Annotated in this window: 22 protein-coding genes; 16 read left to right on the top strand and 6 right to left on the bottom strand. The window is 65.1% G+C overall.

Annotation, left to right across the window (positions count from 1 at the left end):
* The first annotated feature begins 52 nt into the window (after positions 1–52).
* From AB0N05_RS04760 to AB0N05_RS04785, 6 genes are all read left to right on the top strand, one after another.
* Complete coding sequence (locus AB0N05_RS04760; RefSeq protein WP_364687631.1) at positions 53–1,069, top strand: ATP-binding cassette domain-containing protein; 1,017 nt, start codon at positions 53–55, stop codon at positions 1,067–1,069.
* Entirely contained in the window at positions 1,066–1,827 is a 762-nt protein-coding gene (locus tag AB0N05_RS04765) for an ABC transporter permease (protein ID WP_364687633.1), read from the top strand. The genes AB0N05_RS04760 and AB0N05_RS04765 overlap by 4 nt, the downstream gene beginning before the upstream one ends.
* Before the next feature lie 55 nt (positions 1,828–1,882).
* A complete protein-coding gene (locus AB0N05_RS04770; RefSeq protein WP_364687635.1) occupies positions 1,883–2,572 on the top strand; it encodes an SDR family oxidoreductase in 690 nt (229 codons plus the stop codon).
* Positions 2,569–3,603, top strand: a complete 1,035-nt coding sequence (locus AB0N05_RS04775) for an S-adenosylmethionine:tRNA ribosyltransferase-isomerase (RefSeq protein ID WP_364687637.1) — start codon at positions 2,569–2,571, stop codon at positions 3,601–3,603. The genes AB0N05_RS04770 and AB0N05_RS04775 overlap by 4 nt, the downstream gene beginning before the upstream one ends.
* A gap of 267 nt (positions 3,604–3,870) precedes the next feature.
* A complete protein-coding gene (locus AB0N05_RS04780; protein ID WP_364687639.1) occupies positions 3,871–4,719 on the top strand; it encodes a GNAT family N-acyltransferase in 849 nt (282 codons plus the stop codon).
* 3 nt (positions 4,720–4,722) lie between these two features.
* The gene (locus AB0N05_RS04785) at positions 4,723–5,850 is read left to right on the top strand and encodes a lysophospholipid acyltransferase family protein (protein ID WP_364687641.1); all 1,128 of its coding nucleotides are present in this window, start codon (positions 4,723–4,725) and stop codon (positions 5,848–5,850) included.
* A gap of 113 nt (positions 5,851–5,963) precedes the next feature.
* Here AB0N05_RS04785 and AB0N05_RS04790 read toward each other — a convergent pair whose 3' ends face one another.
* Both AB0N05_RS04790 and AB0N05_RS04795 read right to left on the bottom strand, forming a co-directional pair.
* Complete coding sequence (locus tag AB0N05_RS04790; RefSeq protein ID WP_364687643.1) at positions 5,964–7,364, bottom strand: HAMP domain-containing sensor histidine kinase; 1,401 nt, start codon at positions 7,362–7,364, stop codon at positions 5,964–5,966.
* Between the two features lie 67 nt (positions 7,365–7,431).
* The gene (locus AB0N05_RS04795; RefSeq protein WP_364687645.1) at positions 7,432–8,376 is read right to left on the bottom strand and encodes a YihY/virulence factor BrkB family protein; all 945 of its coding nucleotides are present in this window, start codon (positions 8,374–8,376) and stop codon (positions 7,432–7,434) included.
* A 178-nt stretch (positions 8,377–8,554) separates the two neighbouring features.
* On the opposite strand from AB0N05_RS04795, the gene AB0N05_RS04800 reads away from it, so the two are divergent.
* The 6 genes from AB0N05_RS04800 to AB0N05_RS04825 all read left to right on the top strand — a co-directional run bounded on the left by AB0N05_RS04800 (position 8,555) and on the right by AB0N05_RS04825 (position 12,901).
* Positions 8,555–8,755, top strand: a complete 201-nt coding sequence (locus tag AB0N05_RS04800) for a hypothetical protein (RefSeq protein WP_364687647.1) — start codon at positions 8,555–8,557, stop codon at positions 8,753–8,755.
* Positions 8,756–8,972: 217 nt separating this feature from the next.
* On the top strand, positions 8,973–10,769 hold the full coding sequence (locus tag AB0N05_RS04805) for a thiamine pyrophosphate-requiring protein (RefSeq protein ID WP_364687649.1): 1,797 nt from the start codon (positions 8,973–8,975) through the stop codon (positions 10,767–10,769).
* Between the two features lie 88 nt (positions 10,770–10,857).
* Entirely contained in the window at positions 10,858–11,103 is a 246-nt protein-coding gene (locus tag AB0N05_RS04810) for a CsbD family protein (protein ID WP_364687651.1), read from the top strand.
* A 13-nt stretch (positions 11,104–11,116) separates the two neighbouring features.
* Positions 11,117–11,686 (top strand): hemerythrin domain-containing protein, encoded by a 570-nt coding sequence (locus AB0N05_RS04815; protein ID WP_364687653.1) that lies wholly within the window; start codon positions 11,117–11,119, stop codon positions 11,684–11,686.
* A 181-nt stretch (positions 11,687–11,867) separates the two neighbouring features.
* Positions 11,868–12,236: an STAS domain-containing protein gene (locus AB0N05_RS04820; RefSeq protein WP_364687655.1), complete on the top strand. Its 369-nt coding sequence runs from the start codon at positions 11,868–11,870 to the stop codon at positions 12,234–12,236.
* 143 nt (positions 12,237–12,379) lie between these two features.
* Positions 12,380–12,901 (top strand): flavin reductase family protein, encoded by a 522-nt coding sequence (locus AB0N05_RS04825; protein WP_364687657.1) that lies wholly within the window; start codon positions 12,380–12,382, stop codon positions 12,899–12,901.
* Between the two features lie 12 nt (positions 12,902–12,913).
* On the opposite strand, the gene AB0N05_RS04830 is transcribed toward AB0N05_RS04825, so the two are convergent.
* Positions 12,914–14,173: a hypothetical protein gene (locus tag AB0N05_RS04830; protein ID WP_364687659.1), complete on the bottom strand. Its 1,260-nt coding sequence runs from the start codon at positions 14,171–14,173 to the stop codon at positions 12,914–12,916.
* A gap of 214 nt (positions 14,174–14,387) precedes the next feature.
* Between AB0N05_RS04830 and AB0N05_RS04835 the strand changes: the two genes are divergently transcribed.
* A complete protein-coding gene (locus AB0N05_RS04835) occupies positions 14,388–15,038 on the top strand; it encodes an MspA family porin (RefSeq protein WP_364687661.1) in 651 nt (216 codons plus the stop codon).
* Positions 15,039–15,703: 665 nt separating this feature from the next.
* Here AB0N05_RS04835 and AB0N05_RS04840 read toward each other — a convergent pair.
* Positions 15,704–15,835 (bottom strand): hypothetical protein, encoded by a 132-nt coding sequence (locus AB0N05_RS04840; protein ID WP_364687663.1) that lies wholly within the window; start codon positions 15,833–15,835, stop codon positions 15,704–15,706.
* Between the two features lie 250 nt (positions 15,836–16,085).
* On the opposite strand from AB0N05_RS04840, the gene AB0N05_RS04845 reads away from it, so the two are divergent.
* The 3 genes from AB0N05_RS04845 (at position 16,086) to AB0N05_RS04855 (ending at position 18,651) form a co-directional block, all read left to right on the top strand.
* Complete coding sequence (locus AB0N05_RS04845; RefSeq protein ID WP_364687665.1) at positions 16,086–16,379, top strand: hypothetical protein; 294 nt, start codon at positions 16,086–16,088, stop codon at positions 16,377–16,379.
* Between the two features lie 387 nt (positions 16,380–16,766).
* The gene (locus tag AB0N05_RS04850) at positions 16,767–17,954 is read left to right on the top strand and encodes an SMI1/KNR4 family protein (RefSeq protein WP_364687667.1); all 1,188 of its coding nucleotides are present in this window, start codon (positions 16,767–16,769) and stop codon (positions 17,952–17,954) included.
* Positions 17,955–18,171: 217 nt separating this feature from the next.
* A complete protein-coding gene (locus tag AB0N05_RS04855) occupies positions 18,172–18,651 on the top strand; it encodes a hypothetical protein (RefSeq protein WP_364687669.1) in 480 nt (159 codons plus the stop codon).
* Positions 18,652–18,717: 66 nt separating this feature from the next.
* Here AB0N05_RS04855 and AB0N05_RS04860 read toward each other — a convergent pair whose 3' ends face one another.
* The gene (locus AB0N05_RS04860; protein ID WP_364687671.1) at positions 18,718–19,095 is read right to left on the bottom strand and encodes a hypothetical protein; all 378 of its coding nucleotides are present in this window, start codon (positions 19,093–19,095) and stop codon (positions 18,718–18,720) included.
* A gap of 18 nt (positions 19,096–19,113) precedes the next feature.
* Positions 19,114–19,467 (bottom strand): Imm8 family immunity protein, encoded by a 354-nt coding sequence (locus AB0N05_RS04865; RefSeq protein ID WP_364687673.1) that lies wholly within the window; start codon positions 19,465–19,467, stop codon positions 19,114–19,116.
* Positions 19,468–19,602: the final 135 nt, after the last annotated feature.

Below are 19,602 nucleotides of genomic sequence, written 5' to 3' on the forward strand. Positions count from 1 at the left end.
AATAGTCAAGCTTGACTATTTAGATCGTCGTTTCTACCGTGAAGATGTGGAAATGACAGCACCCCGTCGAGCCGAACCCACCGACCCGGTCATCCGGGTCCGCGGGCTGGCTCGGACGTTCAAAACCAAAGCCGGTGACGTGCAAGCGGTCACCGGCATCGACTTCGATGTGCACTACGGCGAGATCATCGGGCTGCTCGGCCCGAACGGCGCCGGAAAAACCACCACGCTGCGCATGATCTCCACCCTGCTGGCCCCCACCGCGGGCGAGGCCACCGTGGTCGGGGCGGATCTGCGCACCCAATCGCGGCTGGTCCGCTCCCGCATCGGGTACGTCCCGCAGGGCGGTGCGACCAATGAGCTGGAGCTGGTCGAAGATGAATTGATCCTTCAGGCACGGCTTTTCGGACTCTCCAAGGCCGAGGCGGCACGCAATGCGGCCGAACTGGCCAAGGCCCTGGAATTCGACGGGCTGGAGCGGCGCAAATGCGGGCAGCTCTCCGGCGGGCAGCGGCGGCGGGTGGATATCGGGCTCGGGCTGGTGCATCATCCGACGCTCATCTACCTGGATGAACCGACCACCGGGCTGGATCCGCAGAGTCGGGCGAACCTGTGGGATCACATTCGCCGGTTGCGGGATGAGGGCACGACCGTCGTGCTGACCACTCATTATCTGGACGAGGCCGATGCGCTGTGCGATCGGATTCTGGTCATGGACCATGGCGGCATTGTCGCCGAGGGCACGCCGGACGAGCTCAAGCGACGCATTTCCGGGGATGTGATCAGCCTCGAAATCGAGAGCGGCAGTGCGGATCTCGCCATGGAGGTGGCCGCCTCGGCGGTGACGGTGCGGAGTTCCATGCGCACCGACGGGCTCGAAAACGGCCATGCCGGACTGTCTCTCGTGCATTTGACCGTGGACAAGGGTGATGCCGCGGTGGTTCCGCTGCTGCACGCCCTGAGCGCGAAAGGCATCATTCCCGGTGCGCTCACGGTCAAGCGGCCCAGCCTCGACGATGTATTCCTCACGCTCACCGGGCGTTCGCTCCGGGAAGGAGACCGGTCATGACATTTCTCCGCGATACGGGACTCATCTACTGGTCCCAGCTGCGCGCGAATCTGCGCAACCCGGTGTGGGTGATCATCGGGCTGGCCCAGCCGATTCTGTACCTGACGTTGTTCGGGCCATTGGTGAAGGGCGTCGCGCCGTCGCTGGGTGTGGGCGCGGATCCGTGGAAGATCCTCACGCCCGCCCTGATCATTCAGCTCGGTCTGTTCGGTTCGGCCTTCGCGGGCTTCGGCATCGTGTCCGAGCTGCGGGCCGGAGTGGTGGAACGGCAACGGGTTACGCCCGCGCCGCGTGGCGCGCTGCTGCTGGGCCGGGTGCTCAAGGATATGACCGTGCTGATCGTGCAGGCGGTGGTGCTGGTCGCGGTGGCCATGGCGGTGTTCGGATTGCGGCCGGACCCGCTCGGGCTGGTGCTGTCGGTGCTGCTCATCGCGGTGATGGCGGCCGGGCTGGCCTCGGCGTCGTATTCGCTGGGGTTGTGGGCCAAGCAGGAATCGGTGCTGGCCTCGGTGCTCAACTCGGTGTCGGTGCCGCTCATGCTGCTCTCGGGAATCTTGCTGCCGATGAATATCGGGCCGACCTGGTTGCAGAACCTCGCCAAGGCGAATCCGTTCTCGCACACCGTGGATGCGGCGCGGGCGCTGTTCCGGGGGGACTTCGGGGCGTCCGATGTCTATGTCGGGACGACGGTGACGGTGGCGGTCGCAGTGGTGCTGATGGTCATCGGAGCGCGCGGATTCGCGAGAGAGAACGCCTAAGCCGAGGGCGAAAACTTGTTGACCTGAAGTGTGGTTGAGGTCCCACGCTGGGGTTATGACCGAAAATAAAAGAAGAGCCCTGATTACCGGGGCATCGGCGGGGTTCGGGCGCGCGGTCGCGCTCGAACTCGCCGAACAAGGGTGGGACTTGATCATTACCGCGCGCGGGGCCGATCGCCTCGAAGCCGTGCGGACCGCCACGGGGGCGCGGGCGATGGCCGGGGATATCTCGGATCCGGCGCATCGGGAGCGGCTCGCGGAGGTCGTGGGCTCCGGGGGGCTGGATCTTGTGATCAATAATGCGAGTGCGCTCGGGCCGAGTCCGCTGCCGTCGCTGGAACGCTATCCCCTCGATGAGCTCGGCGCGGTGCTGGCGACCAATGTCATTGCGCCGCTGGCGGTTATCCAGGCGGTACTGCCCGCGGTGCGGGCATCGGACGGGATCGTGGTGAACATCAGCTCCGATGCCGCCGTCGGCGCGTACGAGGGCTGGGGCGGATACGGCGCGTCGAAGGCGGCCCTCGATCAGCTCACCGCGGTGCTCGGTGCGGAGAATCCGGGACTGCGGATCTACAGCTTCGATCCCGGGGATATGCGGACCGATATGCATCAGGCGGCCTTCCCCGGCGAGGACATCTCCGATCGGCCGGAACCGCGCACGGTGGTGCCCGCGCTGATGCATCTCCTCGAATCCAAGCTGCCCAGCGGGCGGTATGTGGCTTCGGAACTGCCGGTGGTGTCATGACGGTCGAGTTGGACGCAATCGAGTTCTCCCTGCCCGACGAGTTGTCGGCGACCAGTCCGCCGGAGGCGCGCGGGCTGGCGCGGGATGAGGTGCGAATGATGGTGTGCGACGGGGGTGCCCTCACGCATGCGCGATTCCGGGAGCTGCCGGGCTTCCTGAAGCCCGGAGACCTGGTCGTGGTGAACAATTCGGCGACCTCGAGCGCGGCGGTGGATGCCACGGTCGGTGACGAGCGGGCGGTGCTGCACTTCTCGACCTGGCTCGATGATGGTGGCTGGGTGGTGGAGGTGCGCGATCCCGGGGGTGTGCCGTGGGCGGGGCGGAAGCTGGAACCCGGTGTGTCCGTGGAACTTCCGGACGGATACGGCGCGGTGTTGCGCGGGCCGTGGCTGCCGGGCGGGGAGCGGTTGTGGATCGCCGATGTCGATACCGAGGTGCGCCCCTTGCTGACGCGGTTCGGGCGACCGATCGCGTATTCCTATGTGACCGAGCGCTGGTCGGCCTCCTACTATCGGACGGTTTTCGGACGGGAGCCCGGGAGCGCCGAAATGCCCAGTGCCGGGCGTCCTTTCACCGAGTCACTGGTGACCGAGCTGGTGGCGGGCGGGATCGGGCTCGCGCCGATCACGCTGCATTCGGGGGTCTCCTCGCCGGAATCGGGTGAGCCGCCGAGTCCGGAGCGGTTCGCCGTGCCGGAGGTGACGGCGCGGCTGGTGAATGCCACGCATGCGGCGGGCGGACGGGTGGTGGCGGTCGGGACCACGGTCACGCGGGCGCTCGAATCCGCTGTCGGCGCGGAGGGGTCGGTGCGGCCGATCACCGGCTGGACCGAGCTGGTGCTGGATGCGAGCCGTCCGGCGAGGGCCGTGGACGGGCTCATCACGGGCTGGCACGCACCCGGGGCGTCGCACTTGCATCTGCTCGAATCGGTGGCTGGTCCGCGGGTGGTTTCCGCGGCGTACGAGGCGGCCCTCGACACCGGTTATCTCTGGCATGAATTCGGCGATTCCGCGCTGCTGTTCCGGGAGTGACCCCACCGTTCGCGGGGCGTTTTCAGGGGGCGTACTCTTGCCTCTTCCGGCCGGTGCTCCCGGCTCGCGGCGGGTGAATCTGCCCGGCTTCAGATGACGGAAAACCCGGCTGTACCCCGTAGGGATAAGCGCGTTTGTCCTGGTAGAGAACGTTTGGCAGCGGTCGGATGAACTCCCGGTGTGGTCTGCGTCGCGTTCACCGGACTGGCATCAACAGTCAATCCGACGGTCGCTCCAGCGCAGTCTGGGGCTGGCTTGATCAACCGTATGACCACCATGGCAGCGTCGAGTTCGAGCCTGCTCCCGCCTCAGTCATATGTCAGCCCGGCACCGCCCCGCACCACGGGTAGGTCCCAGTACTCACTCGTCGTCTCCTCCGACGCCGAACACCGCGAGGCCGCCCAGCGGCTGCGCTACCAGGTGTTCGCCAATGAGCCCGGATTCACCATCCCCGACAATGGCACCGGCCTCGATGCCGACCGTTTCGACGAATTCTGCGACCATCTGCTGGTTCGCGACGACCTCACCGATCAGTTCGTCGGCTGCTACCGCATGCTGCCGCCGGACAAGGTATCCGCCGCCGGGGGTTACTACACGGCCACCGAATTCGACCTCTCCGCAATGGATCCCACCGGAAACCGGATCGTCGAGATGGGCCGCGCCTGCGTCGTGCCCGATCACCGCAATGGCTCCACGCTCACCCTCATGTGGGCGGGCATCCTGCACTACATCCAGCTCACCGGCTACGACTGGATCATGGGCTGCGTGTCCGTGCCCATGCAGGCCACGCCCGAGGACGCGCCCGGCGTGAACGTGCGCGGCGTGCGCGATCTGCTGTTGCGCAAGCACGCGCTGGAGGCGGAACGCCATGTGCGCCCGTACAACCCGGTCGTCGTCGACGGCCGCACGCTCGACGAGCTGACACCGCCCGCACGGCCGAAGATGCCGCCCCTGATGAGCGGCTACCTCCGCCTCGGTGCGGAGATCTGCGGCGAACCCGCCCACGATCCGGACTTCGCGGTCGCCGACTTCGTTGCCCTGCTGGGCCTTACCACCATCAACACCCGCTACCTGGAGCGCCTGCAAGGCGCGGTGGCGACCATGGATGCCCGGTGAATCATGATGCCCGCCTTCCTTTCTCCGGGTGGGGACGCACTGTCCTGCCCGCCCGCCGCGCCCACGGCGCACCCCTGGATGCCGAACAGCCCGTGCGGCCCGGACTGCGTCGAAACACCCCCTGAGGCCGGAACCCTCCGCGTCGTCGCCCGCCTCTTCGGCGTCGGCGCGGTCCTGGCCACCTTCCCCTTCGCCCGCCTCGCCACCCCCCGCCGCCACCGCCCGACCCTGCACGCCCGCTACGCCCGAAGCTTCCTGTACTGCCTGGGAATCAGCGTCCGAGTGGTCGACAACCGCGACGGGCAGGCCACGCCCACCGGCGGCAGGAACATTGATTCCGGTGGTTCGCAACAGTATTCCGGTCAGTCGAACGTCGTGGCCGCTCGGCGCGGGACGAGTGCCGACCCGGCCGGGACGAGTGTTGATCCAGTTGCGATGAGCGCTGATGCCGCACCGGCCGGAGGCGTGCTGGTGGTGGCCGGGCATATCGGGTGGACCGATGTGATCGCGCTGTCGGCCGTGGAGCCGCTGGCCTTCGTGGCCCGGGCCGATCTCGTGGATTGGCCGCTGCTCGGGTCGGTCGCGCGCAAGGTGCGGGTGATTCCGATCGAGCGGGAACGGCTGCGAGAACTGCCCGGGGTCGTGCGCGAGGTCGCGACCCGGCTGACGGCGGGGGAGCGAGTCGGCATCTTCCCGGAGGGCACCACCTGGTGCGGCCGCGCCTACGGACGCTTGCGACCGGCACTGTTCCAGGCCGCGATCGACAGCGGCGCGCCCGTACAGCCGGTCCGCCTGCGATATCTGAGCTCCGAAGGCGAATTGTCCACGGTCCCAGGCTTCGTCGGCATCGACACCATGGCGGACTCGATCCGCCGGGTGCTGCGGTCGCGGGGAGTGGTCGCGGAAGTCATGCTGCAACCGCTCTTGGAGCCCGGCGACGACCGCCGCGAGCTGGCCCGCCGCTGCGAGCAGTCCATTCGCGGCGACAGCCTGGACCAAGCCTTCGCGGGCGTGATCCACCGCCTGGAGCAGGAAGTGCAGGCCCGGAACACCGGTGTACTGCCCGAGCAGCGGGAATCGGCGGCCACGCCAGCCCCGTCTCGACCGCAGTCTCCCGCCTACGCCAACTGATCCGCTTCGGTGACGCGCCTCGTCACCGAAGCGGTTCGCACCCCTTAGGTTTGGCTCACACCGGCTGTGGGTCATTCGGAGGGGTGAGCCGCACAGAGTGGGTGCGGACCGCCTCAGGTGATCGGTAGCGCTTGTCTGGCGGGTTCGCCGGGGAGGACGATGCGGATCAAGGTGCCGCCGCGGTCGGAGGTTTCGACGGCGATGGTGCCGCCGTGTTTGGTTACCACCTGTTTGACGATCGCCAGGCCCAGGCCTGAGCCGGGCATGGAGCGGGCGCTGGTGGAGCGGTAGAAGCGTTCGAAGACCAGTTCGCGTTCGGCGGCGGGGATGCCGGGGCCTGCGTCGTCTACGGTGAATTCGAGGAGGCCCGAGGTGTTCTCGTGCATGCCTATTCGGACTTGTTCGCCTGTGGGGCTCCATTTGGCGGCATTGTCGAGGACGTTGATGAGGGCGCGTTCCAGGCTTGCTTCCAATCCGTAGACCAGCCAGGGGCGCAGTTCGGGGCTGAATTCGATTTCCGTGCGGCGGCGGCGGACTCGCTCCAGGGCGCGTTCGGCTACCTCGCCGAGGTCGATCTGTTCGTAGACGGTTTCGGGGGCGTCCTCGCGGGCCAGGTCCACCAGATCGCCTACCAGGGTGGACAATTCCTCGATTTGGGCCATGACGTCGGAGCGGAGTTCGGCCATGTCCTCGTCGGGAATGCGCGGTGCGCCCGGGCGGGAGGAGGCGATGAGCAGTTCCATATTGGTGCGCAGGGAGGTGAGCGGGGTTTTGAGCTCGTGGCCTGCGTCGGCGACCAGCCTGCGCTGGCGTTCCCGGGAATCGGCCAGCGCCCGCAGCATGATGTTGAAACTCTCGGTGAGCCGGGCGAGTTCGTCGTCACCGGTCACGGGGATGGGGGCCAGATCGTCGGTGCGCGCGACCCGCGCTGTGGCGGCGGTGAGCCGGGCGATGGGGCGTAAACCGGTGTGGCCCACTGCGGTTCCGGCCGCGGCGGCGAGCATGACGCCGCAGCCGCCGACCACGAACAGCAGCCACGCCAGCCGGTCCAGCACCTCCTGGGTGGGCTGCAAGCTCTGTGAGAGCACCAGCGTGGCACCGGAATTCGTGCGTTGTGCGAACACCCGCCGGTTGCCCACCGTGCGAATCGAGGATTTCGTTTCTCCGCGCGCCACCGCCATCTCCGGCCGCGCGATCGGCGGCGCGGCATCCTCGCCGATCACATACCCGCCCAGCTGCACATCGGGGTAGATCAGCGCGACACCAAGGTCATTGGAGAACAGGCTGCCCAGCGTCAGCGCCTGCAAATAGTTCATGCTGTCGACATTGTTGGCGATCATGACCGAAGCCCGCGCTCGCAGTTGCGAATCCAGGTCCGCGTACAGCGACCGCGCCACCATGGCATAGGCGGCGATCGAGGTGAACGCGACGGCGACCGTCACCACTGACGCCGCCAGCAGGGTCACCCGCCAGCGCAGCGAAATCGACCGCGTCAACGGTGTGGGGACCTGCATACCCGCAAGTCTGCCCAGACGAACTGAGAGCCGACTGAGAGCTGGAATGCGCTGCGCCGGTACGGGCTCAGTGCGGTTCGTCGCGGGGCGGCAATACGGGCTCGGCGTTCTCGGGACGGCCCTGTTCCATGCGGCGGCCGCGGGCGAGTTCGGCATCGAACTGTGCACCCAGCAATATCGCCAGGTTGGTGAGCCACAGCCAGACCAGGAAGATCACCGCACCGCCGAGGGAGCCGTACACCTTGTTGTAGGAGCCGAAAAAGCTGACGTAGAGGGTGAATCCGGCCGATGCGGCGATCCAGATCAGTACGGCCAGTGTGCTTCCCGGGCTCAGCCAGCGAAAACTATACTGGCGGGCGTTCGGTGCGGCCCAGTAGAGCAATGCGATGGCCAGGCTGACCAATACGACGAGTACGGGCCATTTGGCGACGTCCCATCCGCGGACCACCGCCGATCCCCATCCCAACCAGCGCCCTGCTCGCTCGGCCACGCTGCCGGTGAAGACGATGCCGATCGCGCAGACCGCGACAAGCGAGACCATCAGTAGGGTCAGGCCGAGCCGCAGTGGCACGGTTTTCCATATCGGTCGGCCTTCGGGGGTTTCATATATCGAATTCGAGGCTCGGATGAAGGCCCCGAGATACCCGGAGGCCGTCCACAGCGCCGTCGCGAGCCCGAGGACCGCGAGCCCACCGGACAGCGACCGGGAGCCCTGCAACTGTTCGATGGCATCCACGAGCAGCGACGTGCCGCTTCCGGGCCCGATATCGCGGACGGTGTCGATCAGCGATCGGGTCGCGGCCGGACCGAGCAGGCCGAGTACCGCGGTGAGCACGATCAGCGCTGGGAAGATCGACAGCACGCTGTAGTAGGTGAGCGCGGCGGCCCAGTCGGTGAGATTGTTGTCCCGGACCTTCGTGGCCGACCTGCGCAGTATCTGCCACCACGAGTGCCGGTCCAGCTGCGTGGGTTCCGACGGAAGTCGTTCGTTACCAGGCTCATTCGCATCCATCGTCGCCTCCGATTCGGTGCTGTCCCATGTGGCTGGCTTACCCCGCCCGCGCGGGCGATAACGCGAGTTTCTTTGGCCTGCGGGTGAATATCTCGGAGGTAGCCGGGTAGTGCGTGAGCGTGGGCGGCGAGAAAGATCGCCCACACAGCAAACCCAAACCTAGAAGGAGGTTTTCGCCATGCCCGATCCGAAGAACCCCGGTCAGTTCGGCAACCGCTCGGATACCGAGGAGCAGGCCCGCCGTGGAGGCCAGGCCAGCAGCGGCAGCTTCGGTGAGCCGAACGCCGCTGATCCGCACGAGGCGGGCCGTAAGGGGGCGCAAGCTCAGCCGACCGAGGCGAAAGCCGAAGGCGGGCATCACAGCCACGGCGGCCAGTGACACGTCGATCGAGCAGTAAGTCGACAGTGCCGGGCCGGGTGGAGGATTCCGCCCGGCCCGGCATTCATCCGGCAAAGGAGCGCCGGCGGGTTACCGCTGGCGACGAGCTGTGGTCCGAAACCCCATTCAGGATCTATGCGGCCTGATTGGCGGAGATCGACGCGGGTACCCGGGCGCTGTCTAGGAACCGACGCCCGGCGACCGAACTGGAGGAATCATGACGCGACAAGTCGGTGACCATGTCGTGGAGCGACTACGGGAATGGGGTGTGGCACAGGTCTTCGGCTATCCGGGGGACGGCATCAATGGCCTGATCGCCGCATTCGGCCGGGCCGACGGCAAGCCCGCCTTCATTCAGGCCAGGCATGAGGAGATGGCGGCATTCGAAGCCACCGGATACGCCAAATTCAGTGGTGGGGTGGGTGTGTGCACGGCCACCTCGGGGCCCGGCGCGATCCACCTGCTCAATGGGCTCTACGACGCCAAGCTGGACCATGTCCCGGTCGTCGCCATCGTCGGGCAGACCGCGCGCAGCGCCATGGGCGGCAGCTATCAGCAGGAGGTCGACCTGCAGAGCCTGTTCAAGGATGTCGCCTCGGATTACCTGGTCGAGGTGAATGTTCCGAGCCAGTTGCCCAACGCATTGGACCGGGCCTTTCGCACCGCCGTGGCCCGGCGCGCGCCCACCGCGGTCATCATTCCCTCCGACCTGCAGGAGGAGCCGTACGAGGCGCCCAGCCATGATTTCAAACAGGTTCCGTCGAGCCCGCCGTCGCTGCCGAGCGCGCCGACGGTCCGCCCGCCCCAGCGGGAGATCGAGCGCGCCGCCGAGATTCTCAATGCCGGTAGCCGGGTGGCGATCCTGATCGGTCAAGGTGCGCGCGGGGCCGCCGACGAGGTGGCGCGGGTGGCCGAACTCACCGGTGCGGGTGTGGCGAAGGCCCTGTTGGGCAAGGATGTGCTGTCCGATGAATTGCCTTATGTCACAGGCTCGATCGGGTTGCTCGGGACCCGGCCCAGCTACGAGTTGATGCGCGACTGCGACACCCTGCTCATTGTCGGGTCGAACTTCCCGTATGCGCAGTTCATGCCCGATTTCGGGCAGGCGCACGCCATTCAGATCGACATCGACGGCACCATGATCGGCATGCGGTATCCGACCGAGGTCAACCTGGTCGGTGACGCCAAAAGCACACTGTCGGAACTGATTCCACTGCTGCATCCGAAGCCGGACCGCGCGTGGCGACTCGAGATCGAGCAGAACGTGATCCGCTGGTGGCAGACGATCGAACGGCAATCCCTCCTGGATGCCAAACCGGTCAATCCGATGCGGGTGGTGTGGGAGCTGTCGCAGCGGATTCCCGACAATGCGATGGTGACGGCGGACTCCGGATCCTCGACCAACTGGTACGCGCGGTGCCTGCGGATGCACGGCGACATGCGCGGTTCGCTCTCCGGCACCCTGGCGACCATGGGACCCGGTGTGCCGTATGCGATCGGCGCCAAATTCGCCCATCCGGACCGGCCCGCCATCGCGCTCGTCGGCGATGGCGCGATGCAGATGAACGGATTGGCCGAACTGCTCACCATCGCGCGATACCAGGACCGCTGGACCGATCCGCGGCTGATCGTCTGCGTCTTCCACAATAACGACCTGAACCAGGTGACCTGGGAACTGCGCGCGATGGGCGGCGCACCGAAATTCGAGGAATCCCAGACGCTTCCGGATATCTCCTACGCCGACGTCGCGCGTGCGGCAGGCTTGGCCGCCATTCCGGTCGACAGCGCCGAAGATGTCGGCCCGGCATGGGAGGCAGCGCTGGAGGCAGATCGGCCGGTGCTCTTGGATATTCGTACCGACCCGGAGGTTCCGCCCATTCCCCCGCATGCCACCTGGGAGCAGATGAAGGATACCGCCGAAGCGGTATTGCGCGGCGATCCGGGCGGTTGGCATTTGGTGGCACAGGGCGCGAAAACCAAAGCGCAGGAAATATTTCCGGCTCGCGATGCCTGAATATGCGAGTAGTCGAGAGCTGTTTCGGCCTCGCACTCGCGGGTAGATCCGGGGTGTCCATGCAATCCGAATTCCGGAGGAGCACCTGATGTCCGAGCACGACAAGAGTGGAACCCACGAAGGTATCGAAGGCGTCGCCGAGGGCGTCAAGGGTAAGGCGAAGGAGGTCGCGGGCGCCGTCACCGGGCACGAAGATCTCAGTGCCGAAGGCCGTATCCAGCAGGAGCGAGCCCAGTCTCAGCGGGAAGCCGCGAAACATGAGGCACAGGCCGAAAAGGAGCGCGCGCAGGCCGAAGCCGAAGAACAGCGCCAGCGCGCCCAGCAGCGGCGGTGAAGGGAAGGCACCGGTGAACAATCCGAACGACATCGATGTGATCGACCTGTTGCTCGCGCAGCACGGTCAGATCAAGAGCGCACTGGAATTGGTGCAAGCATCGGCGGGCACCGAGAAGCAGGAGCGGTTCGACGACCTGGTGCGATTGCTCGCGGTCCACGAAAGCGCGGAGGAGGAAGTCGTCCACCCCGCCTCGCGCCGCCATTCGGTCAGCGATGAAGTCGTCGACAGTCGGCTCCACGAAGAGGAGCAGGCCAAGCGCACCTTGGTCGAGTTGCATGCGCTCGGCGTCGGCAGTCCGGAATTCGACACCAAATTCCGTGCCTTCGCCGCGGACGTGATCGAGCATTCGGAACTGGAGGAGAAGGAGGAATTCGGTCAGTTGCTGACGCACGCGTCCCCGGACGAGCGGCAACGCCTCGCGAAGGTGGTGCGATTCGCCGAAACGTTCGCCCCGACCCGACCGCATCCCGGCGTGGGCGAATCCGCCACGGCGAACCTGCTGGTCGGCCCGCCATTGGCGGTCTTCGACCGAATGCGCGACGCAATTCGGGACTGGCGTCGCCAGAGCGGCAATGCCTGAGTGACGACGCCTGATCGACGGGGCCGGTGCTTGCACCGGCCCCGTCGGCTGTATCGGCTCGCACGTGTCGAGATCCTGGTCGGTAGGTGTGATCATGCGTTTTTTGGGAAGGCCCATGAACGGGAGGGTGAAACGCACGTCGGGGTGGGGTGGGACCCCTTGGGAGACATGGAGTTCGGTGATGATTCAGTACCCGGATGAGTTGAGCATCGAGGTGGACGACCACGAATACGGTCCCGTTCTGGTAGTGCGCGGGGACGTGGACGCAGCCACGACGCCTCATCTGGCGCGGAGCCTGGAGGAGGCCCTGCGTGCACGCCCGCACCGGCTGGTGGTGGACCTGAGCGAGACCTCGCACGTGGATGTGAGCGGGGTGCGTGCCCTGCTCGAGGCCAGGGTTGCGGCGGGGCAGGACACGCTGATCGCGGTGGTCGCCTCCGGTCCGGCATTGCAGCCGCTGCGGGAGAGCGGCCTGGATTCGGTCATGGCGGTCTATCCGGACCTGACGATGGCGTTGGTGTGCACGGCCGCCGCCGTCGAGCCGCTCTGAGCTGAGGTTCACGAGGCGGCCCGGGTTCGCGCTATCTCACTCGCCCGACGTCGATCACCACCACGCCCGCTATCACCGGTCTACCGTGGGAGACCTGATGGACTGGCGGTAAAGGAGCAGTTGGGGGATCTGGAGGTGAACGGATGTCGAGAGATGTCGACGACGGTGCCGATGTGCCCAGCGATCCCAGCCTGGATCGGTTCGTCGGGCTACTCGACTATCCGATGTACGTGGTGACGACCTATTCAGACGGTCGTTTTGCCGGATGCCTGGTCGGCTTCGCATCGCAAACCAGCATCGACCCACCACTGTTCCTGGTGTGCCTATCGGTGCAGAACCACACCTACTCGGTGGCCGCGCAGGCCCGCCACCTCGCCGTGCACCTCATTGCCCGCGAGAACGTCGCCCTGACGAAGCTTTTCGGCGAGGAAACCGGCAACGAGATCGACAAATTCGAATGGTGCACATGGCATCGCGGGGCACACGGAATGCCGATTCTCGATGAGGCCGTCGCCTGGTTCGTCGGCACGATCATCGAGCGATTCGACGTCGGCGACCACCGCGCATTCCTCTTGTCGCCGACCGCGGTCAAGGCGGTAGCCACGAACGTCCCGCATGTCACCTACGCCGACGTCCGAACCCTCGATCCCGGAAACGAGCCGTGAGCAGGGCCGCCCCTAGTAGTGGGGGTGGTGCAGGCTTGTGACCAGCGCGATGACCAGCAGGAGTGTGATTGCTGCGGCGGTGAAAGGGGTGATGGCTGCCGGGAGGTGGCCGGTGGCGAGGGTGAGGGTGTAGGTGATGATCGCGGCCAGGCCGGTCGCCTGCAGCGCGCGGGTGAGGATGTTCTGGTGGCGGACGGGCCGGATTCGGGTGTCGGTGGGTGCGATCGCGGCGAGGGCGAGCAAGACGGTGAAGGTGGTGAATCCGAATTCCGAGCTGGCGACCAGGTCGGTGGTCGGGTCGGCGGCGGCATTGGTGGTGGCGAGGATGCTGGCGACGGCGTGGGTGCTGAATGCGATGGCCAGCAGCCGTGATTGAGTGACCCGGATTCCACGGACGCTGGCGATCATCGCCAGGGCGATCATGGCGCCGTCGGTGATGGGGTGCAGATAGGTCCGCAGGACGAGGGTGCTGTCGGTGGGCTGCTGGACGCGCGGGAGCACGCTGAGCAGCCAGACCGCGGCGGGGACCGATAGGGCGGTCACCGTGGTGAGCGCGACCGTGCGAACAGTGTTCTCACGCGCTGTCCCGGCGGTGAGGTTGTTTCGCAGGCGCAGCCACAACGCGATGATCATCAGCAGCGAGTAGGTGTGGAATCCGACTTCGGCGATCGTCGTGCCGCGCTGGTGGTTGCCATTGATTTCGTGGACGACGACCCAGCACACGATTGCCGTACTCCAGCAGGCAACAGCCAGGCAGGCGAAGACGAGCCAGCGGCGTTCGAAACCCGCGGCCCGGAACGCACGTAATCCGAACGCGATGGTCGCGGTGATGGCGAACACGGTCTGCGCGAGGTTGCCGAGCCATCGATCCGCCGTCGATCCCGCCGGTATCGCACTGGACACGATCGCCAGAATGATCAGCCCCACCACCAGGGCCAAGAAGACCGGAATGAACCAGGGCTGCTGGGTGTGCATCGGGTCCGAGCGCAGCGGTGCCTCACCAGTGAGCTGCGCATGTGTCGGCGGTGTCCCGGTCGCCGCCCACTGCCACAGCGGCTCGACCTCACCGCTGACCCCACCCAGAACGTGAGCGATCGCCGCGATCGAGGGCCACGACGGCAGCCGGTCCTGAGTCGAGAACGCCCGCGAGACGGTGGTGTGACTGACCTGAGCCCGGATACCGATCGTCCGCAAACTCAACTCCGGATGTTCGCCACGCAGTTGCAGAAGCTGCTGCGTCAACGCCTCACGCCCCTGCTCGCGGTGGTTCACGGATCGGAATTCTAGGTGTCTTCCTGTCACAGTGATACAGCCCACGCAGGTGAATCGGCCTCATTCTCATGACCCTGACCTGTGGCAACCCAGGTGTGACAAGGGTTGCCAATCCGGTGTTACAGGCACACCACTTCCGTTGACAGTGGTGTTCCAGCTGAAGTTGCCCCACCGATGCTGCACACCGGATCAATCCAGGAAGGGCAGGTGGGACATGTCCACAACACGACGTACGGGAATCGCCGCCTCGCTCGCTACCGCGGCCGCGGTGGGACTACTGGCCTGCAATGCGCACACCGCCTCTGCCGACACGGTGCCGGACAAGAACCGGGTCGTGGACACCGACGACGGCTGGCAGCTCTCGATCACCAAAACCAGCGAGAACCTCGACCGCTACCCGAACCTGGCCGCGACCATGTTCACCCGCGAAGGCTTCGTCGCGTTGAAGGCCGTCGCCGAGGTCAACGGCACCGGTTCGCAACCGATCACTGCGGGCACCTTGACCCTGGGCTATCAGATCGGCTGCCAGGTCGACGTCTCCAGCGGGCTGACTCTGGGCTTGGGATTGTCCATCGGTCCCAACGCCTCGGTCACCATCTCCCAATTCCCGGGTGTGACCGTTGGTGGGCAGGCCGCGATCAACCCGAATATCTCTACCACTCTGCGTCCGGGCTCGATCGCCACCATCGACTTCGGCACCAAACCCCTGGCCACCAACCGCGCCTCGATCACCCTGGACCAGGTCGAAGTCAAGATCGACGCCTGTATGGGCCCGGTCACCCTGCGCTCCTACGCCACGGCCCGCATTTCCACGCCGACTGCGGACAACTCGGTCACCGTCTACGGCGACCCCATCTGGCTGTGACCAGGCGATCGTTCCGGTCGCGCTGATCCCGACGAAGGAGAACACAATGACCCCGCGCACCAGACGGCCTTATCTCACCACCATTGGACTAACCGGTGCCCTACTGGCGGCCGCCGCCATATCGGCCGTCGGCGACCCGCTGGCCGCTCCAGCGCAAGCGGGGCCGAATATCCCCTGCGCCCAATGGCAACAGATGCACCCGGGCTGGCCGTGCGTGGACGTGCCAGACCTGCCTACTCCGCCGCCGGGAGCGCCCAGACCGTGGCGCCGATGCCAACGCAGACGCTGCCAGGCCAACTTCCCGGCGGAAATGGCGGCGGACCAAACGCCGGAGCACTCACTCCGCCCCCGGTCGCACCGAACAACGGCACACCAATAGTTCCAGTACCCGGCGCACCCGAGTCGGTTCTTCCAGGAAACCCACCACCCGAGTCACCGCCTCAGCAGCCGCAAAACGCTGAGCCTGTACAGCCCGAACCTCCAGCCTCTGCAGCAACTCCGAGTGTCAGCGAGACTCCGGAGGTTCTCCCGTCGGTACCGATATTGCCGCCGGTTGGCCCATTGTTGCCAGCGCCGACCAAGGTCGATAAACAGAAGACTCCGCCCGGCACGGCCATGACCGAGAACGGGCCCTGGGTCAATTGGGGATGGGTTACCGGTCACGTCTACTTCAGCAAAGACGACACGAAGAAGATGGCCGCGAGCGCTGCTGCCGCCATGGCGATTGCACCTTTCTGGCTACTGATCCCGCCGCCCTTCGGTGAGGTCGTGGCTGCATGGTGGATGTCGAACAGCATGAACGTCACAATATGGGCGACGGCAGCCGCAGCCATGGACAAGTGTCTCGCTTTGAAGATCGGTGCCACCGGTAGCTTGTTGACTTACCCTCCATCGATCGGGATTTCGCCGGAACACTACACAGTGGGGTGCATCTAAATGTTGAACAGGCGCGAACGAATCGCAAATCTGGTACCCGTGATTTTCTGGGCCGTGCTCTGTGCGGCACCGGCAGTGGGATGGCTATCTACGAATCTCGGCCGAGAATCGATGCTGTTCACCATCTTCAATTTCGTGGTCCTGGCTTTGGTTTCCGCATTCTGCTGGTGGGGGGTTCTGAACCACCGCAGTCTGAAGCCGCGTGAACTTTGGAGCCGCGCCAATGGAATCGGCGCGATTCTCTACATCCTCTCCGCTCTCGCGCATCAGCCGGACTGGCTCACACTGCTCTCGAGTCTGTCGCTGCCGTTCGTAGTCTGGATCTTTTTCGTTCTCAATGAACGTTGGGGCCGATACCTGGATTCGCTCTCAACCCAGCCAGAGGCGTCACAGACGCCAACCTGACGTCGCCATAGGACGCCAACGCGGCCGGGCGGAATTCCCGGCCGCGTTGACGTCCTGCGTTTCATGGAGGACGCCCTCCTCGACGCCGAGATCAACGGAAATCCATACGAAAGAAAATTGTCAGCAATTACATCTCGGGTACTCGTCTGGCAGCAGGTGACCTTCCGGTCAAACGTACTAATCTGCCGCTTACGAGGCTGTTCAGACCGGGCTGAGCCGCAGCCGATCGAACAGCTTGAACCCCACTGATTTCCGTGTTCGGTTCAGAACTACTCGCCAAGTCCGGCTTAATAGCTACTTGTCGGCTACATGGCTGGGCTGGGGTAGATTTTACCGTTGTTTTCGAGCGTCGATTGTTCGGGCATTGGTCCGGAGCTGGGAGTCGCGATGGGTGTACAGCTGGGTCGGGCGGTGTGGGCAGAGCTGATCGAGCAGATGGTGGCGCAGAAGCGGCGGTTGGGCGAGTTCTGCGACTACGAGTCCGATACCCGTCCGAATCCGCCCGCGACCGAGGAGCAGTTGCGAGCGGCCGAGGACCGGCTGGGTCGGTCGCTGGATCCGCAGCACCGCGAACTGCTGTCGCTGATCAACGGCTGGGAGCATTTCTTCATCTCCTACAACCTGCTGGGCACCGACGATATCGGTGCCGGTCGGCGATGGGAGTTCGGGATCGACCAAACCAGGGAGTGGTTCGAGGACGAGGAATGGGCCGAACAGATCGGCGCGGCGCACGACCCGTCGCAATATCACCTGGTCATCGAGAACGACAACGGTTACGGCGGCACCCTGTACCTGTTCGTCGGGCAGGCGCAGCGGTTGGCTACCGGTGCCGGTGTGCCGCTGCCGAATGAGGAAACCTATCCGGATCTGTACACCTATCTGCGCCGGGAACTCGACGCCATGGTCGCCTCTGCCGATCAGGCGGAGCTGGGCGAATACTCCGAACCGTGGTGGGGCCGCAGTCTGCGCACCGATCCACCCACGATCGCCGAGATCCTCGCCAAGATCGAGGAGCTGATCCGCATCGGCGATCCCACGCCCCCATGGCCGGCACCGCTCGGGCCGATCCTGCGTCCGGGCGCGAGCGAGGCCGAACTCGACGCACTGGACCGCCATCTCGGCGGCACGCTGCACCCGGAGCATCGTGCCCTGCTGGCGGCGTCCAACGGGCTGTCGACACCGTACTGGGGGATCGGTGACATCCTTTCGGCTGAGGATATCCGTGACGGTATTCGCTGGCGAGACGCGGTCGCGCGCAAGCAGATTCACGAAGAACGCCGTCATCTCGACCAGGTTCACAACTATCGCGTCTCCGGTCTGTGCGAGCCGGAACGGCCCGCGTCGGTGGAGGAACGCATCCAGCGCATTCCGGCAGTCCCGTTCGCGATCGCGGGCGGCGACGACCTCTACGGTGTCGATACCCGCGACGGCTACGTACGAGATCTACTGATGGATTCCACAGTCACCACCGGAGCGCACCGGAGTTCCTCGGGAGCCGTTCGTGCTCATCTGCTGCATTCCTGCCACAGCCTGTGGTGGCACGTCGGCCGCCCAACCGACCCAGCCGCTGACTGAGCTCCGAAACGGCCGTTTCGCCGGATGTGCACCGGCATCCTTCCGATGGCTATCTGAGCCGGGCCGAACGCACTGAACTTGTCGATGAGCGTGATAACTCGCAGACAAGTGACCGTCGTTCGGGGACGTGCCCGATACCGTGGTCTTCGGAAGAACTGATCTCTCGAACCTGCCCCGCCAGACTGTTACCGACGATCGATGGAGGTCCGGACCGAACATGGAAGAGTCGGTGAAAGTCGTCGGAGGCTCGGTTAACGAGCAGGTTCTTGACCGGTTTCCGCATCGGCGAGGTTCCACCTTGATGAACCACGCGGCTAACACTTGTGGAATCGAGGAGACTCTGTCAGTTGGTGCCGTTTATTGGCCGAGATTGGTGGAGGCGGGGGGCTGTGTCTTCGTCGCCGAGTTCTTCACCCAGTCGTTGGATGGCTTGCTGGATCGCTTCGACGGCGACAGGTCCGCGATCGAACGCTGGGTCAATGCGTGGTCACTGCAGGAGTTCTTCCTCCAGTCCAGGACGTCTGCGGTCGACGATGGTGAGGTTCTTCAGGAATTTGGGCGAGTGCTGCGGTTCTTCTGGCAACAGCGCCTCAGATTCGACTATCCGGAGTCCACTTTCGTAGTGGAGGTTGATAATGGGATTGAGGGCGAGAACGGCCTGGCAATCACCTTTTATCAGGTACGACACCAGGAGTGACCCTGCCGTGAAGACCAGCTGTCCGCTACTCGGCTCAGCGGCTGATCCGCAGCAGTGCGGGATAAGTCAGTTCTTCTCGAGGTCTTTCGCCCGTCGGCGAAGATCGGCCGCAATGCCGTCCCACTCGGGTCCGAACATGTACAGACTGTCCGCTGCCTCGCGCAGGACGGCAGGATCGTCGGGGCGTTGGAGTACCGCCAACCGGTAAGCCAGGTTCCGGATCCATACCGGCAGGAACCCATCGGCGATGTTCGGCGACAACTCGCGCAGCATAGCCAGAATCGCATCCGCATCGGCGAAGGTCAGTTCATTGAAGAACGTTCGTTCGTCGTGCTCTTCGGCGCATTCCGTAGTCGGGTGGAACTCGTCGCCGTATAGGCAACGGGCGTGCTCGGTGAGCGTGTTGTGTACCCAGCAGAGGTTACGGGTCCAAAGCGGCAACATCCTGTATTGCCTGCTGATTCAGCCGCGTTCGCGATAATCCTCGAACTCCCACATACCGATTCGACCAAGTTTGGCGGCGAGCTCCGGCCATGTCGGTTCATCAAGCCCCGCTATGTATCCCCTCAAGTACTGGGTAACGGTATCTAGATCTATTCGGTTGACGATGATCTTGTGGCGGCCGACAAGCAGCCCCGTCAGGTTCACCTGGTCAGCAATCCACTGCGGAGTGCATACCAACAGGTCAAAAGACTCTTCACCCGCCATCCCTTGTGGCCCCGCCAGGAATCGGATCGCAATAACGTCCCGATTCTGCTGGGCTCCCGGATGAAGCACGGTGTCCGGACTGTCGACGGCCTTCAACTCCGCTTTCACGTTCGAGCCTCCTCGCCGCTCCGATGATCGAGCCAACTGGACCATACTGTCCATGCTGATCCAGCCAGCGCGGGACGATCGAAGATCAAGTAGCGTCCATGTGCTGCCTCCGCTCGATCGCGTGATTCCCGGGCA

Source organism: Nocardia sp. NPDC051030 (assembly GCF_040683015.1).
Taxonomy (GTDB): Bacteria; Actinomycetota; Actinomycetes; order Mycobacteriales; family Mycobacteriaceae; genus Nocardia.